This window comes from Burkholderia sp. IDO3 (genome assembly GCF_003366075.1).
Classification (GTDB): Bacteria; Pseudomonadota; Gammaproteobacteria; order Burkholderiales; family Burkholderiaceae; genus Burkholderia; species Burkholderia anthina.
In genome coordinates this window covers 2,473,217-2,488,211 of sequence record NZ_CP028962.1, presented here as the reverse complement: position 1 = coordinate 2,488,211, position 14,995 = coordinate 2,473,217, and the positions used below count along the sequence as shown (strand labels likewise).

Annotated in this window: 20 protein-coding genes and 1 tRNA gene; 5 read left to right on the top strand and 16 right to left on the bottom strand. The window is 67.1% G+C overall.

The window, feature by feature from the left end; genetic code table 11:
• Positions 1–338 precede the first annotated feature (338 nt).
• Positions 339–423 (bottom strand) — tRNA-Leu (locus tag DCN14_RS11425).
• A gap of 148 nt (positions 424–571) precedes the next feature.
• On the opposite strand from DCN14_RS11425, the gene DCN14_RS11420 reads away from it, so the two are divergent.
• Positions 572–1,897 (top strand): leucine-rich repeat-containing protein kinase family protein, encoded by a 1,326-nt coding sequence (locus DCN14_RS11420; protein WP_096501680.1) that lies wholly within the window; start codon positions 572–574, stop codon positions 1,895–1,897.
• Between the two features lie 49 nt (positions 1,898–1,946).
• On the opposite strand, the gene DCN14_RS11415 is transcribed toward DCN14_RS11420, so the two are convergent.
• The 9 genes from DCN14_RS11415 to DCN14_RS11370 all read right to left on the bottom strand — a co-directional run bounded on the left by DCN14_RS11415 (position 1,947) and on the right by DCN14_RS11370 (position 7,397).
• Positions 1,947–2,576 (bottom strand): LysE family translocator, encoded by a 630-nt coding sequence (locus DCN14_RS11415; protein WP_096501678.1) that lies wholly within the window; start codon positions 2,574–2,576, stop codon positions 1,947–1,949.
• 80 nt (positions 2,577–2,656) lie between these two features.
• A complete protein-coding gene (locus tag DCN14_RS38405; protein ID WP_172441881.1) occupies positions 2,657–2,830 on the bottom strand; it encodes a hypothetical protein in 174 nt (57 codons plus the stop codon).
• 32 nt (positions 2,831–2,862) lie between these two features.
• Positions 2,863–3,309 (bottom strand): copper chaperone PCu(A)C, encoded by a 447-nt coding sequence (locus DCN14_RS11405; protein ID WP_096502025.1) that lies wholly within the window; start codon positions 3,307–3,309, stop codon positions 2,863–2,865.
• A 76-nt stretch (positions 3,310–3,385) separates the two neighbouring features.
• On the bottom strand, positions 3,386–3,751 hold the full coding sequence (gene copC, locus DCN14_RS11400) for a copper homeostasis periplasmic binding protein CopC (protein ID WP_096501676.1): 366 nt from the start codon (positions 3,749–3,751) through the stop codon (positions 3,386–3,388).
• Positions 3,748–3,996, bottom strand: a complete 249-nt coding sequence (locus DCN14_RS11395; protein ID WP_143331642.1) for a hypothetical protein — start codon at positions 3,994–3,996, stop codon at positions 3,748–3,750. Before DCN14_RS11395 ends, copC begins: the two co-directional genes overlap by 4 nt.
• A 90-nt stretch (positions 3,997–4,086) precedes the next feature.
• On the bottom strand, positions 4,087–4,464 hold the full coding sequence (locus tag DCN14_RS11385) for a DUF2946 domain-containing protein (protein ID WP_096501672.1): 378 nt from the start codon (positions 4,462–4,464) through the stop codon (positions 4,087–4,089).
• Positions 4,465–4,569: 105 nt separating this feature from the next.
• Positions 4,570–5,064 (bottom strand): SRPBCC family protein, encoded by a 495-nt coding sequence (locus tag DCN14_RS11380; protein ID WP_096501670.1) that lies wholly within the window; start codon positions 5,062–5,064, stop codon positions 4,570–4,572.
• A 62-nt stretch (positions 5,065–5,126) separates the two neighbouring features.
• Positions 5,127–5,429, bottom strand: coding sequence for a 2Fe-2S iron-sulfur cluster-binding protein (locus DCN14_RS11375; RefSeq protein ID WP_011659384.1), 303 nt, complete (start codon positions 5,427–5,429; stop codon positions 5,127–5,129).
• A gap of 78 nt (positions 5,430–5,507) precedes the next feature.
• Complete coding sequence (locus DCN14_RS11370) at positions 5,508–7,397, bottom strand: sigma-54-dependent Fis family transcriptional regulator (RefSeq protein ID WP_096501668.1); 1,890 nt, start codon at positions 7,395–7,397, stop codon at positions 5,508–5,510.
• A 428-nt stretch (positions 7,398–7,825) separates the two neighbouring features.
• Here DCN14_RS11370 and DCN14_RS11360 point away from each other — a divergent pair, with 428 nt between their 5' ends.
• A complete protein-coding gene (locus DCN14_RS11360; protein WP_096502023.1) occupies positions 7,826–8,017 on the top strand; it encodes a DUF2964 family protein in 192 nt (63 codons plus the stop codon).
• A gap of 242 nt (positions 8,018–8,259) precedes the next feature.
• Positions 8,260–8,547, top strand: coding sequence for a DUF1488 domain-containing protein (locus DCN14_RS11355; protein ID WP_096501666.1), 288 nt, complete (start codon positions 8,260–8,262; stop codon positions 8,545–8,547).
• Positions 8,548–8,667: 120 nt separating this feature from the next.
• Here the strand turns inward: DCN14_RS11355 and DCN14_RS11350 are convergent, their stop codons facing one another.
• From DCN14_RS11350 to DCN14_RS11340, 3 genes are read right to left on the bottom strand one after another with little or no spacing between them, the layout of a single operon-like run.
• Positions 8,668–9,531 carry an MBL fold metallo-hydrolase gene (locus DCN14_RS11350; protein ID WP_096501664.1) on the bottom strand — a complete coding sequence of 288 codons (864 nt, stop codon included), beginning with the start codon at positions 9,529–9,531 and terminating at the stop codon, positions 8,668–8,670.
• 3 nt (positions 9,532–9,534) lie between these two features.
• Positions 9,535–9,861, bottom strand: coding sequence for a hypothetical protein (locus DCN14_RS11345; RefSeq protein ID WP_096501662.1), 327 nt, complete (start codon positions 9,859–9,861; stop codon positions 9,535–9,537).
• A gap of 11 nt (positions 9,862–9,872) precedes the next feature.
• Complete coding sequence (locus DCN14_RS11340) at positions 9,873–10,409, bottom strand: sugar ABC transporter (RefSeq protein ID WP_096501660.1); 537 nt, start codon at positions 10,407–10,409, stop codon at positions 9,873–9,875.
• Between the two features lie 202 nt (positions 10,410–10,611).
• On the opposite strand from DCN14_RS11340, the gene DCN14_RS11335 reads away from it, so the two are divergent.
• Complete coding sequence (locus DCN14_RS11335) at positions 10,612–11,463, top strand: LysR substrate-binding domain-containing protein (protein WP_096501658.1); 852 nt, start codon at positions 10,612–10,614, stop codon at positions 11,461–11,463.
• A gap of 91 nt (positions 11,464–11,554) precedes the next feature.
• Here the strand turns inward: DCN14_RS11335 and DCN14_RS11330 are convergent, their stop codons facing one another.
• Positions 11,555–12,856, bottom strand: coding sequence for an NCS2 family permease (locus DCN14_RS11330; protein WP_096501656.1), 1,302 nt, complete (start codon positions 12,854–12,856; stop codon positions 11,555–11,557).
• 771 nt (positions 12,857–13,627) lie between these two features.
• On the opposite strand from DCN14_RS11330, the gene DCN14_RS11320 reads away from it, so the two are divergent.
• Entirely contained in the window at positions 13,628–13,906 is a 279-nt protein-coding gene (locus tag DCN14_RS11320) for a hypothetical protein (RefSeq protein WP_096501652.1), read from the top strand.
• A gap of 171 nt (positions 13,907–14,077) precedes the next feature.
• Here the strand turns inward: DCN14_RS11320 and DCN14_RS11315 are convergent, their stop codons facing one another.
• Together DCN14_RS11315 and DCN14_RS11310 are read right to left on the bottom strand one after the other, a co-directional pair.
• The gene (locus DCN14_RS11315; protein ID WP_096501650.1) at positions 14,078–14,452 is read right to left on the bottom strand and encodes a DUF2917 domain-containing protein; all 375 of its coding nucleotides are present in this window, start codon (positions 14,450–14,452) and stop codon (positions 14,078–14,080) included.
• A gap of 251 nt (positions 14,453–14,703) precedes the next feature.
• Complete coding sequence (locus DCN14_RS11310; RefSeq protein ID WP_096501648.1) at positions 14,704–14,991, bottom strand: hypothetical protein; 288 nt, start codon at positions 14,989–14,991, stop codon at positions 14,704–14,706.
• Positions 14,992–14,995: the final 4 nt, after the last annotated feature.

The following is a 14,995-nucleotide window of genomic DNA, read 5'->3' as shown; positions in this document are numbered from 1 at the left end:
CTGTTCCGGTTGGTGCAGGAAAGGGCGATTCGACTCATCGAATGGACCGCATTCACGATGAGCTGTTTTCTGACGGGGAGGGCACGCGGGAATGATGCGAGGGCACAAGACAAGACGGCGGTCTTCAACTTCGTGCCGACGCGTCCGGGGTCGATGCTCCGCGATCGCATCGCGGGCTGGACGGCTGAAGAAGTGGGGGGCGGGACGCGCGCGTGATGCGGCGGCGATGTCGCCTTCGGTGGATCGCAACGGCATTTGCCGCGGAAACAAAAAAACCGCGAAGCCTGACGCTGTCGCGGTTTTTCTTGAGCATTCCGGAAGCACGGATATCTCGTGTCTGGTGCCGACGGCGAGACTCGAACTCGCACAGCTTTCGCCACTACCCCCTCAAGATAGCGTGTCTACCAATTTCACCACGTCGGCACTTCAGTACTGCAAGGGGCGCTATTCTAGCGTCACTTTTTGCGTTTGTGAAGAGGATATGACACGCTCGCGCGGCACGCGAAAGCGATCCCGGTAAAATTCGTTCGATCGATCCGACGATCATCGCAACCGCAACCGCTTTCTCTCCGTGACGACCACTCTCGAACAATTGCAGACCGGCCGGCTGACGGGCACCCGGCAACTCAAGCTCGCGTGCGGGCTCACCGAATTTCCGCGCGAAATCTTCGAGCTGGCGGACACGCTCGAAGTGCTCGACCTGTCCGGCAATGCGCTGTCCGCGCTGCCGGACGACCTGTCGCGGTTGCATCGCCTGCGCATCCTGTTCGCGTCGTCCAACCGCTTCACGGCATTCCCGGCCGTGCTCGGCACGTGCGCGCAACTCGACATGATCGGCTTCAAGGCGAACCGGATTCGCACGGTGCCGCGCCATTCGCTGCCGCGCGCGTTGCGCTGGCTGATCCTGACCGACAACGAAATCGAAGCACTGCCCGCCGAAATCGGCGACTGCTCGCGCTTGCAGAAGCTGATGCTCGCCGGCAACCGGCTGCGCGCGCTGCCCGCTGAAATGGCCGCATGCCGTGCGCTCGAACTGGTGCGTCTGTCGGCGAACCGGCTCGACGCGCTGCCGGACTGGCTGCTGCGTTTGCCGCGTCTCGCGTGGCTCGCGGCCGCCGGCAATCCGCTCGGCGCCGTGCCGGAGGCAGCCGCTTCCGCCGAGCCGGGCGTTGCGGATATCGACTGGGCGTCGCTCTCCTGCGACCAGCAACTCGGCGAAGGCGCATCGGGCGTCATCTACCGCGCGCAATGGCAGGCTAACGGTCACGCGCCGCGCGCGGTCGCGGTCAAGCTGTTCAAGGGCGCGGTGACGAGCGACGGTCTGCCCGATTGCGAAATGGCCGCCTGCCTGCACGCGGGACGCCACCCGAACATGATCCCGGTGATCGGCAAGGTGCGCGGTCATCCGGACGGCACGCACGGCCTCGTGATGGAACTGGTCGATCCGGCACTGACGAACCTCGCGGGGCCGCCGAGTTTCGCGACCTGCACACGCGATGTCTATACCGACGATGCGCGGTTCGCACCGGCAGCCGCGGCGCGGATCGCGCACGGCATCGCGTCGGTCGCCGCGCATCTGCATGCGCGCGGCATCATGCACGGCGATCTGTATGCGCACAACATCCTGCACGACGGCGAGGGCGGCGCGCTGCTCGGCGATTTCGGCGCGGCGTCGGTCTATGACGTGAATGACCGCGCGCACGCGGCGCGGCTCGAACGGCTGGAAGTCAGGGCGTTCGGCTATCTGCTCGACGAGTTGCTGGCGCGATGCGAGCCACGCACGCGGGAAGGGGCGCACGAACTTGAAGCGCTTGCGGCCGCGTGTCTGAACGAGGACGTCGATGCGCGTCCGTCGTTCGACGCGATTGCTGCTTCACTGGCTGCATCGACGCGCTGACGTTGCTGACGTTTGCGCGCCGGAGGGGTGCGTCGACGCGTGCCGGCGCTTACGCCTGCCGCGCGGTCAGCAGCTTGATTCCCAGTCCGACGAACAGCAGCCCGCTCGCGCGCTTCGCCGCGCGTACCCACGGGCTGACGCCGAAGCCGCGATGGAGCCGGCGCACGCCGAACGAATAGACGCTGTGAACGACGATGACGGTGCGGGCGATCGTCGCGTACATCACGATGAACTGCATCGCGAGCGGACGATCGTGCGCGATGAACTGCGGCATGAACGCCGACAGGAAGATCATCGTCTTCGGATTGCTGCCCGACACGAACAGCGCTTCACGGAACAGCTTCCGGCGGTCGGGCTCGACGAGTGTCGCGTTGCCGTCCGGCGAACGTCGACGGCGGCTGCCGCGCAGTTGCCGGATGCCGAGCACGATCAGATACGCCGCGCCGACGATCTTCATCGCGACGAACAGCGGCGGCATGGCGGCGAGCACCGCGCCGACGCCGAGCGCGACCAGCATGACCACCACGCCCTGCGCGACGAGGTTGCCGGCGATCGTCGCGGCGGTGCCGCGCGTGCCGTAGCGCACCGTGTTGCGGATCACGAGCAGCACGTTGGGGCCCGGCGACAGCGTCGTCGCGAGATAGGCGGCGGCAAACAGCATCCAGGTCTGAATGGACATGCGGTGCTCCGGGAGACGGTTTCTGCGATCGGGGTGACGCCGTGCATGATGCCACGGCGCGAATCACCCCGATCGCAGCGTCAACGCGCGTCGCGCACGCAGTAGGCGGCGATCGACGACGGCGCATCGATCGCGGCGGGCCGCGTCATCCACGCGATCCACGCCGCCCACAACCCGCAGACGATCAGTACGGCGACGTTCAGCGGCGTCCGGTAACGGACGATCAGGTCGGCCAGCGGCAGGCGTTCTTTCATGTTCGTCTCCATCGGTGGTGGCGCAGGCGGCGCTACTGTCCGGTGTACGACGGCGCCTTCGCGTCGCAGGTCACGGACACCGTCGAGCCGTCGGCGAAATGCAGCCGGAACGGGATCTTCGCGCCGGGCGTGACGCTCTGGCGCGGTTGTTCGAGCATCACGTGATAGCTCTTCGGCTTGAACATCACCGTGCCGTGCGCGGGCACCTCGACCGTGTCGACGTGGACCATCTTCGTGGTGCTGCCGGCCGTCTGCGTTTCGTGCAGCATGGCCATCCCGAATGCCGGCGTGTCGATGCCCGTGAGCGTCGCGGGGGTGTCGCCGTCGTTCTTCAGCGTGAAGTAGCCGGACGACGGCACCGTCGCGGGCATCGCGCGGATCCAGCAGGCATCGGCCTGTACGGCCGGCGCGGCGAACGTGGCGGGAGCGTGCAGCGCGAACAGTGCGGACAGCAGGGCGGCCGGAATCGAGCGTTTCATCATGTGTTCTCCTTATCGAAAGTACGGGATGCGGATGGCGCGGCGATGCGCCCCTGGCGATGCGGGCATGCGCGTGTCACTTCAGCGTGAACGCGTAGTGCCCCTGGGTCCGGTGGCCGTCGCTGGCCACGGCGACCCATGCGACCGTGTAGGTGCCGGCCGTCAGGCTCGTCAGCGCGACGTGCATCCGCTTGCGGTTGCCGTCGTCGACGACGGCCTTGCCGGTCGCGACCGGCTGGCCGTGGCTGTCGGTCACGGCGATCGAGCTGAATGCGGGTTCGAGCGCCTCGTCGAAATCGATCGTGACGGCTTGCGGTGCGGCAGTGAGCGTTGCGCCGGCGGCCGGCTGCTGCGTTTTCGGAAACGCGTGCGCGTGGGCGGCCTGGACGATGACGAAGGTCAGGGCGGCGATGGCGCCGCGGAAAAGCGTGGATGTTTTCATGGCTTGGGAAATGCGTTGTGGATCGGGTTGGGGAAAATGCCGTCGAGATGCACACGAGCCCGCAGCAGGGGCGCGATGTGACCGTACTGGAGGTCGAACGCATCGCCGACACTCGGGTCGTCGATGGTCATCGTGACGGGGCGCGCGCGATTTCCCGCGCTCGCGCACGCATGCTCATGCGCGGCGACGGCGACGGCGACGCACGCGCACGGTGCCATGCGGCGCGCGGCAATAAGGGTCGACATGATCGTCCTCGTGAACGTGACACGGCACGGGCGCCGGCAGGGCGCGCGAACGGCGCGATGCGTTCGGGCATCGCGCGCTGTGGCTGCGGTTCAGGCGGAGGCGGGTGGGGCGCGCGGCTGCGCGGCCGTGAGCGGCAACGCGCGGCGCAGGCTTTCGAAGCGGGTTGCTTCGCGATGCTGGATGACGCGCACATGGGCCGCGAACGTCAGTTCGGGCGCGGGCAGCGCGGGCGTATGGGCGAGCAGGCTGCAATAGCCGCACGCCTGCAAATGGGCTTGCAGGCTCTTCGACGACGAACGGGTTTGATGGTCGCCGGCAACCGGGCCGGTCGTACAGTAACCGGCGAGCAGTGCATCGACGCGGCCTTGCGTCGTCAGCGCCTGCGAGATCGTCGGCGCGAGCGCCGTCATCAGGATGGCGAGCATCCCGATCAGACTGCCGATCTTCCGGAGGCGACGACTGAGCATGCGACGAACAGCGGCGTGAGGACTGCGATGGGGCGGATTATGCCATGCACCCCGCGAGGCCGGCATGCGTGCGTCCGCATGCCGGGGATGGCGGGCAAGCGCCGGTTACGCGTGCGTTGCCAGATATTTCGTGATCAGCGTCATCTGCGCGGCCCAGCCGTGATCGTTCATTTCGCGTGCCTTCGCGCGACGCGCTTCGATCAGCTGGTCGAACCCCGTTTCAGTGACCGTGAGCCGGGTGCCGCCGTTTTGCTCGGCGATCGCGAACGTGACGAGCGTCATCGGCTCGGCCGAGTAATCGAAGTTCGGATCGATCGCGAACGGATGCCAGCGGAACGAGAACAGTTGCTTCGGTTCGACGCGCTCGACGACGATTTCGAATACGGCGCCCGCGTAGGGCTCCTGGGCCTTGGCGACGTCGTCGTCGACGCGCGTCGGCGTGATGCGGCCGAACAGCGGCTGGTCTTCCGTGAACGGCCCGTCGAAGGTGACACCGAACCACGTGCCGAATTCCCCGGAATTGCTGATGGCTTCCCACACGCGCGCCGGCGGCGCGGCGAGCACGGCCTGTTTCTCGATGCGATCGGTTGACTGGGTCATCACATTCTCCCGACGGGCTTGCCCGTCACGGTTGCGGGACGGCGCGCAACGGCGCGTCGCGTTCAGTCGATCATCTCCGCGTCGGGCACGTCGAGCACGACATCCGACGTCGCGACGGCCACGCACGGCAGCGTATAGCCGTCGGCCTTTTCCTCGCGGCTCAGCCCGGGCCATTCGATCGTGTAGCGTACGCTGCCGCTGACGATCCTGCACAGGCAGCTTCGGCACGTACCGTTGCGGCACGAACGCGGCAGCCTGACGTGCGCGAACGCGGCGGCTTCGAGCAGGGTCAGCGAATCGGGTGCGTCGAACGTCGCGCCGAGCGGCTCGATGCGCACGAGAGGCGGATGGTCGGGGTCGGTCATGGGGCGAAGCGGGCGGCGGCGAGGCAAGCGCCAAGCATACCCGAAGCCGCATGCGGCCGGCGCCCGCTGGCCGGCGCGTCAATGGCGGCGCAGGTAGCGGTACACGGTGTTGCGGGCGAGCCCGAGTTCCCGCGCGGCCGCCGACACGTTGCCGCCGTGCCGCGCGAGCACCGCATCGATCACCGCGGCCTGGTGGCTTTGCAGCGTCGTCGTTTCGCTTGCGTCGGCCGGCGCGGCGGGCGACGCCGATGCATCGTCGCAGTCGAGCCAGAAATCGTCGGGCAGATGCGCGAGCGCGATCTCGGCTTCGTCTTCGGCGAGCATGCCCGCGGTGCGCAGCACGTTGGTCATTTGCCGCAGGTTGCCGGGCCAGCGGTGGCGCATGAACGCGTCGAGCACGTCGGGCGCGAGACGGCACGGCATCGGCTCGCTGCGCGCGAGCCGCGCGAGGATGCGCTCGACCAGCGCCGGCAGGTCGGTGCGGTCGGCCAGTGCCGGCAGCGTGACCGCGAGGCCGTTGATCCGGTAGAACAGGTCTTCGCGGAACGTGCCTTCGGCGATCATCGCGCGCAGGTCGCGGTGAGTCGCGCAGACCACGCGCACGTCGACCGGCACCGCGCGCGCGCCGCCGAGCGGCATCACCGCGCGCTCCTGCAGCACGCGCATCAGCCGGACCTGCTGCGCGAGCGGCATGTCGCCGATTTCGTCGAGAAACAGCGTGCCGCCGTCGGCCTGCGCGATCTTGCCGGGGCTGCCGCGCTTGCGTGCGCCGGTGAAGGCGCCGTCCTCATAGCCGAACAGTTCGGCCTCGATCAGCGAATCCGGCAGCGCCGCGCAGTTCACCGCGACGAACGGGCCGTCCGAGCGCGGCGACGCCTGGTGCAGCGCGCGGGCGAGCCATTCCTTGCCGGTGCCCGTCTGGCCGAGGATCAGCAGCGGCAGGTCGCGTCCGCGGATCTTCGCGACGCGTTCGAGCACGGCGGCCATGCGCGCGTCGCCGGTGTCGAGCGTCGCGAACGTGATCGCGTCGGGGTCCTGTGCGGGCACGCGCACGGCAGGGGCGGGCGGCGTGACGGCAACCGTCGTCTTGTGCGCTTCCGCGAATTCGCAGCGCGCGAGCACGCGCACGCCGGTCGGCAGCGTCAGGCGGAACGATGCGCCGGGCGCGCGCGCCGCCTGCTGGGCGAGCTGGCCGAACTGCATGCCGAACAGCGCATCGCAGCCGCGATGCTGCAAGGCATCGAACGTTGCGCCGAGCTGGAATTGTGCGCTGCGATTCGCGGCGATCAGCCCGCCGTCGGGGCCGAACGCGACGAGCCCGGCGAACAGCGAGTCGACGCAATCCTCGTGGGCGTGAAAGCGCAGCCGCAGCGCCTGCGCGCACTGGTTCGCGAACAGATGGTTCTCGATCAGCTGCGCGGACATCCGCACCAGCGCGAGCGTATGCGAGCTGAACCCGCGCGGGTCGCCGCTGACGTCGAGCGCGCCGAGCGTGCGGCCGAACGGATCGATGATCGGCGCGCACGAGCAGGTGAGGATGTGGTTGGCGCGCAGGAAGTGTTCGGGGCCGTGTACCGCGACGGCCTGGCCGGACGCGAGCGCGGTGCCGATCGCATTGGTGCCGCGTGCGCCTTCGGCCCACGACACGCCGTTGCACAGTGCGACGCGGTTTGCTTTCTCGATGAAGTCCGCGTCGCCGATGCTGTGCAGGATCACGCCGTCGGCATCGGTGAGCAGCACGAGGCTTTGCGTGTCGGCGATCTGTGCGTGGAGGTCTTCCATCACCGGGCGCGCATGTGCGAACAGTGCGTGGTTCGTGTCGAGCAGTTCGCGCAGTGCGAGCCGCGACAGCGGCGAGAAATCGGGGTGCTCGTTCGCGCGCAGGCCGACCGCGGTCGAACGCGCATGCGCCTGCGCGAGCAGGTCGATGCGGCCCGTGGTGGCGGGCAGCACGAAAGATTGAGGCATGTCTTGTCTCCTGTCGACCAGAGTTAGCGCTTTAGCGCTTACTCTGGTCCCATGCTTCGCGGTCGACCAGAGTTAGCGCTTTAGCGCTTACCCTGGTCCCATGCTTCGCGGTCGGCCGGAGTTAGTGCTTTAGCGCTTGCTCTGGTCCCATGCTTCGCGGTCGGCTGGAATGGATGCTTCAGCGCTTGCTTGGCCCCCATGCTTCGCACTCGGTCCCGGCCAGCGCTTACGCACCGCAACAACCCAAACCCCGGCCGCCGCCTTGATATCGCACCATCATACAAGCGCCGCGTGCGTTGCGCGACCGCGAACAAAATCCCCTTGCTTTTAAGCGTATGCCTGCAATGATTGAAGTGGAGCACGCACGCGCCGTGTTCCGCATCGCAACATGCATGCGACGTGACATGCATCCGTTCGGGAGACGCATCATGGTTCGAACGGAACTGAGAGTCGTGCTGGCGGCCATCGCCACCTTCATCATGCTGGGCGGCATCGCCGTGGCGATCCACGGCCTGCTGTTCGATCTGGGCACCGCGGTGCGATACGGGGCCGCCGCCATCGCGGTGGGCGCCACGACCGCGGCGATCTCGCTGAACATCTGGCCGACCGACCCTCACTGACGCCGTTTGGCCCAGGGTGCCGGATGCCGCGCAGGTCAGACGAAATGCGCGTCGGAACGACGCACATCGCAAATTTTGCCTCCTGCGCGAAACCGTCTAAAGTGGAATGCAACCGGCATGCATTGTTCGCGCCATACCCCCGCGAACGGTGTCTCTGTCGGCGAGCCCGCGTACATTCTCGTCCGGCCGGTAGCGGACGATGGACGCGGTCATTCGCTTTCTACCGGCGATAGGCGGCTCCCATGCAGATCCATTTCACGAACGAGAAGCCCGAATATTCGGGGCGCGACTTGATGCTCGGGTTCATGGCGTTGGTCAATGGCGAGCGTGTCCAATGTCAGATTACAGCCGAGGCGCTGGAGGACCATTTCGGTGCGGCATCGCCGCGCTTCGAGGACATGGTCGGTGCGTACGATCAGCATCGCGAACGTATCGAGGCGGCCGCACGGCGGCTGCTGTCCGAAACGCGTGCGCAATGCGTGACGCTGCGTAGCGGCTACGTGCGCTTCTATGAGGCGAACTGGCGCTGAACCGGACGACCGGGCAGCGACTGAGCGGGCGCCGGTTACCGGCGCCCGTGTCGTATCGGCGCATGCGTGCCGGGCCGGACGCGCGCGCGACGATGCGCGCGTCGTTTCCCTCTTTCTCTGTCAGTCCGCACCGGTGAGCGCATACGCGCCACCGGTTTCGCCGTGCGCTCGCGCGATGCGCGCGAAGCCCGTTTCGGCGAGATGCATTCCCGCAATCAGCAGGTCGTCCGAAGCCGCTTCGGCGAGCGTGGCCGCGCGCGTCGCGACGGCCAGCGCCGGATCGTGATCGAACGCGATCGACACGTCCGGACGCGCGACCTGAATCGGCGCGAAATGCACGAGATCGCCCCAGATCAACAGACGCTCGTCATGCGATTCGACGCGATACCCCGTGTGACCGGGCGTATGTCCCGGTAGCGGCACCGCGACGATGCCGGGCAGCACGTCGCCCGCTTCGATGGTGCGCAGCCGGGCGCGACAGGCATCGAACGCGCGCCGCGCGATCCGGAAATTGCCGCGGGCCCGTTCGTTGGCCTGCTCGAACGCCGCGTCGTCCAGCCAGAACGCCCGTTCCCGTTCGTGAATGCGCACCTCCGCGTGCGCGAAGGCCGGTTGCCCGTCCGGGTCGAGCAAGCCGCCGATGTGGTCGGGGTGCGCGTGCGTCAGCAGGATCGTGTCGATGTCGCGCGCGTCGATGCCGGCTTGCGCCAGCGACGGCATCAGCCGGCCGCCCCAGTTGCGGATGCCGCCGGCACCGGTGTCGACGAGCACGGTGCGGCCATGCCCGCGGATCACGTAGCAGTTGATATTGACGCTCGACGGCGCGGCGATGCCCGCGCGGTGCATGATGCCGGTCGCGTCGTCGGTCTCGATGTTCGACAGCAGGTCGAGGCCGGCGGTCAGTGCGCCGTCGCTGATCGCGACGACCGAGAAATCGCCGACCCGGCGGCACGGAAACGGGGGGCGGGGAAGGAGTTCGCTCATGGCTCAATGTCGGGCGTGAAGGTGGGCGGCGTCGTAGCCGAAGCAGCGGATGCGCGCGACGCATCCGGTGTGGCGAAGCATCTCGCGATCCAGCGAGACCATGAAGCGATCCATCAATTCAGGGGTACGAAACGGTTGGATGCGATAGCGGATTTCGGCGCTGACGGGATGCCCGTGGCCGTGCCGGACCGGAACGTGGATGACGTGGATCGTGCCGGGCGCGGCCTGCAACACGTCGGTGCAGAGCGTCGCGCAGGCCGACGACAGTGCGTCGAGCGCGGCGTTCGACGGCATGTTCGCCTCCGCGATGAAAATCGTGACGCTGGGCATGGCCGGCCCCCTCAGCGCGCGGCCGCGCTGACGAGCTGTTCGCCCATCGGCGCATAGAGCCGGATCGCGGCGCCGCACGCGTCGGCCGCCTCGGACGCATGCGGCGCCTGATCGCGATCGAGAACGGCCAGCCAGCGGGATGCCGGCTGGCGGTCCAGCGCGACTGCGTGAATGGCCGTGGCGGCGATTCCCGCTTGCGCGAACGGGGCCGCGTCTTCGCAAACGGCCAGCCATTGATGATCGGCGACGACCGGCGCGGATGCCGCGCTGTCGTACACGTTGCGTCGCCACTCGACGATGTGCGGCTGCCAGCGCGCGAAGTTGCCGCCGCCGTTGTCGCGATACGCGGCCGACGCCAGCACGTCGGCGCTGTCGATCGTGTGCAGCGCGAGGTAGACGGGGCCGTCGCCGCCGACGGCGCGCAAGCGTTGCGACGTGCGAAAGCCCGGCACCGAGATCAGCGCGGGAAGCTTGATCCGGCTGTAGAAGTCGTTCCATTCGGCTTCGGTCGCGGGATCGGCGAAGCTGCATTCAACGGCATAGATCATGACATCTCCAACGGGGTAGCGAGCGGCCTTCGGCATCGATCGCCGCTCGACGGGTTGAGTTTTTGTCATGATAATTAGCCGGGGAACGGGTGAAAAACGATGATTCGTCACCGTTCATTGATCTTTGATCAAGCTTCGGCCAACCACTGCAGAACCGGGAGCAATCGTGACGCGACGCAGGATTCCGAGCAATTCGGCATTGATGGCATTCGAGGCCGCGGCGCGGCACGGCAGTTTCGCGCGCGCCGCCGACGAACTGGCGTTGACGGAAGGCGCGATCAGCCGCCAGATCGGCCGGCTCGAGACGTTCCTGGGCGTCGCGCTGTTCGAGCGCATCGGCAACCGCGTGCGGGTGGCGCCGAACGGCGTGCGCTACGCGGCGCAGGTTCGCGAAGTGCTGGACCGGCTCGAGCGCGACAGCCAGTACATGATGGGGCAGCCCGGCGACGGCGGCAGCATCGACATCGCCGTGACGCCGACATTCGCGACGCGCTGGCTGATTCCCCGGCTCAAGCGGTTTCAGGCGCGGCATCCGAACATCACGGTGCATTTCGCCGATCGCGCCGAGCCGTTCGTGCTGGCCGGCAGCGGTTTCGATGCGGCGATTCATTTCGAGCATCCGGCATGGGCCGGCATGCATACGTACCGGTTATGCGAGGAGGTGCTCGTGCCGGTCTGCCACCCGTCGCTGCTCGCCGGCGGGGATCCGGACGCGCTGCTCGGCACGCTGCCGCGCCTTCACAAGCGCCAGACGCCCGATGCGTGGTCGGCATACGTCCACGAAACGGGGTTGCCGGTGAGCAACCCGGCCGCCGGCGCGCGCTACGATCTTTACTCGATGCTGATCGCGGCGGCCGTGGCCGGGCTCGGCGTCGCGCTGGTGCCACGGCTGTACGTCGACACCGAGATTGCGCAAGGCTTGCTCGCGGCGCCCTGGCCGGACGGGCGGGACGTGGTCAAGCGTTTCTGTCTCGTGCTGCCGGATGCGCTGGAACTCGGTGAAGGGCCGCTGCAGACCTTCGCGCGCTGGGTGCTCGGCGAGGCGGACTCGTGACCGGGCATCGTCGGCGCCGCGCGCGTATCCCAACGAAAACGCCACCCGGAGGTGGCGTTGTTTCATCGTGCATCGCGCCGGGGCGCGCGCATCACTCGCTGCCGAGATAGAAGAAGCGGAACAGGAACACGGCCGCGATGATCCACACGATCGGCTTGACCGAGCGGACCTGGCCCGTCAGCAGCTTGAGGCCGCCGTATGCGATGAAGCCGAAGGCGACGCCGTTCGCGATCGAGTACGTGAACGGCATCAGCAGCGCGGTCAGCGCGGCCGGCACGGCTTCGGTCGCGTCGTCCCACGGCACGTCGACCATCTCGCGCAGCATCAGGCACGACACGTACAGCAGCGCGGGCGCGGTCGCGTAGGCCGGCACGACGCCGGCGAGCGGCGCGATGAACAGGCATGCGAGGAACAGCACCGCGACGGTGAGCGCGGTCACGCCCGTACGGCCGCCGGCCTGCACGCCCGACGCGCTTTCGATATATGCGGTGGTCGACGACGTGCCGAGTATCGAGCCCGCGACGATCGCGGTGCTGTCGGCGAGCAGCGCCTTGTTCAGGCGGTTCATCTTGCCTTCGACGAGCAGGCCCGCGCGGTTCGCGACGCCCATCAGCGTGCCGGTCGCATCGAACAGTTCGACGAGGAAGAACACGAGAATCACGTTGATGATGCCGGTCGACAGCGCCGCGTGGATGTCGAGCTTGAACAGCGTCGCGTCGATCGACGGCGGCGCGGAGAACACGCCGTGGAACTGGTTGTCGCCGAAGAAGAACGACAGGATCGTGACGCCGATGATGCCGATCAGGATCGCGCCGCGCACGCGCAGGTGGTCGAGCGTGACGATCGTGAAGAAGCCGATGATCGCGAGGACCGTGTCGTGCTTGTGCAGGTCGCCGAGCGCGACGAGCGTGGCCGGGTTGCCGACGATCACGCCCGACGTCTTCAGCGAGATGATGCCGAGGAACAGCCCGATGCCGGCCGTGATCGAGATGCGCAGCGATCTCGGAATGCCGTTGACGATCGCCTCGCGCACGCGGAACAGCGTGACGAGCAGGAACAGGCAGCCGGAGATGAACACCGCACCGAGCGCGGCCTGCCACGTGAAGCCCATCCCCTTGACGACCGTGTAGGCGAAATACGCGTTCAGGCCCATGCCGGGCGCGCACGCGATCGGGTAGTTCGCATACAGCCCCATGATGATCGACGCCAGCGCCGCGACGAGGCAGGTCGCGACGAACACGGATTCCTTCGGCATGCCGGCGTCGCCGAGGATCGCGGGGTTGACGAAGATGATGTAGGCCATCGTCAGGAACGTGGTGACGCCCGCGAGTATTTCGGTGCGGAAGTCGGTGCCGGCTTCAGCGAAGCCGAAATACCGCTTGATGGATTCCATGAAGGCGTTTCTCCGGTCGGGTTGTCGTGTTGCTTGTTGTGCCGAATTGTTGTAAAGGCAGTGCGGCCGGCTTACTGTAACCAGCCACTATTGCCGGGCTATCGGCGGATTGTAATAGCGCGGATAGCTCGGACGATATAGTCGTGGGGCTCGATCGGCCGCGCTCGCGCGGACGGTCTGGCAGCCCTGCCGCGCGAGGAAGGCGCGCATTTTACCGGTTCGCGCGAAGCGGACGGGCGGAAACGATGGAAACGGTTCGAAAGCGGGGTTCGAAAGCGGGTGGCCGGCGCCGGCCGATGCGGGCGCAACGGAATGGAGCGTGGGTGTGGCGCGGCTGCCACGTGATGACATGCGACTGAAACGGAGCGCCCGCATGCTTGGCGGACGCGGTGCGCATGCGAGGTACGCGTGAACGCGCGAGCGTGGCCGCGGCGAATGCGCAGCGGCGTGCATCGGCCATTCGTCAGTCCAGGCGGTTGCAGCGATCGGGTTATCGTGCGCCGAAGCCGTGCCGTGCGCAACTGTCATTTCGCGATGCGGGTTCGACTGTGGTTTCTGTGTAAAAGATTGCAAGACCCCATCGCGTAAACCGGCAACTCTTTCTAGGATAGATACACCGCGCACACACGCCGGCCGGTTGTTGCCGACGCGGGGGAGTCGCAGTCCGTGCGGGTCAGGCGGTGAAGTGCGGTGACGGTCGTTGCGCGTTCGGGCAGGCGCGACCGATTGCGATTGCCCGATGCGGGTTCGTCCGTAATCACGGAGGTCAGCATGTTGAACTGGATCAGCCGTTGGGCGATGCGGCACGCCCCCACGCCGGAAAAAACCGCTGCGTCGATGCTCGTGACGGCGCGTATGGAACTGTTCGCAGCCGAACAGCGCGTCATCGATGCGAAATTACAGGCGGATTACTGGCGCGCACGCGTGTCATTTCTCGAGGAGGTGCAGAAGCAAGGCATCGACCCGTGGGTGACTTCGCAGGCTGCGCAACGCCCCGACCTCGATTCCACTCCCCGCAGCACGGGCCCGCGTCTCGCCGCCAGCACCTGATGCCCTCGATGCATCCGAGGGTTGCGCACGGCGCGCGATCGCTCGCGGCACGCACTCGCGTGCCGCGTCATTCGATACGCACCTGCGACGCGTTGCGCCGCGGGTGCGTCCGTTTCGGCGGGATGTGCACGCGCATGGCGTGACACCCGTTCTGCGCGCGAGCGCACATCGTCATTCCGTTCTTCGCCATCGTCCGACGAGCAAACGTTGCACGTGCGCGAGCGCGCGCTTGAGCCGTTCGCCGCGCCGCACGTAGGCGAGCGTGATCGACGCTTCGGCCGATCGCGCGTCGTCGGTGCCGAGCCAGATGCGATCGCCGCGCGCGATGCGCAGCACGTCGCCGGGTTGCACCCAGTAGTCGTCGATGCGCGGCGGACGCGTGATCCACAGCGGCGCGCCGTGCGCGCGGATTTCCGCATCGCCCGGCGCACGCCAGGCGAGTGTCGTGCGCGGCGCGACCGCGAAACGGATCACGACGGTCGGTAATGCGATCGTGCCGGTGCGGCGCAGATCGGGACGGTCGAACAACGGGCTTGCCTGGTCCATCGTCTTCTCCATTCATTGAGCCGGACGGATGACGTGCACCAGAACAAAAAGGCCTCATCCGTTTCCGGTGAGGCCTTGTGTGACATGCGGTACTGCTCGGATGCTAACGCACAAGCGCCTCCCGTGAACCATTCTTTCGAATGTTCATCGGGCAATGATTCGCGATGGCGAAGTGCTTGAACGTAGGCATGCGAACGAGTGTGTCGATGTCGTACGGCGTTGTCAACGACTATTTTCGAGACAGGCGGCGATCACGCGTCGCGCTGGGCGAGCCCGTTGACGAGCAGTTCGGACAGCAGGCCCGTCATCCCGTTCGGATGCGTGGCGGCGTGTGCCTTCAGTTGTTCGACGAGCTCGGCGTTCAGCTTGCACGCGAACGGCACGAGGCCCTGTTCCTGGTCGAGCTTGCGCTGCGCGCGGCGATCGAGCTTCGCCGCTTCGTCGGCACCCTTGCCGAAGCGCGCGGAGCTCGACTGCTTCATCGAGTGCGTCAGCTTGAGCGCCTTGTTCTTTTCTAGATCGGTTTTCTTCATGGCCATCGCG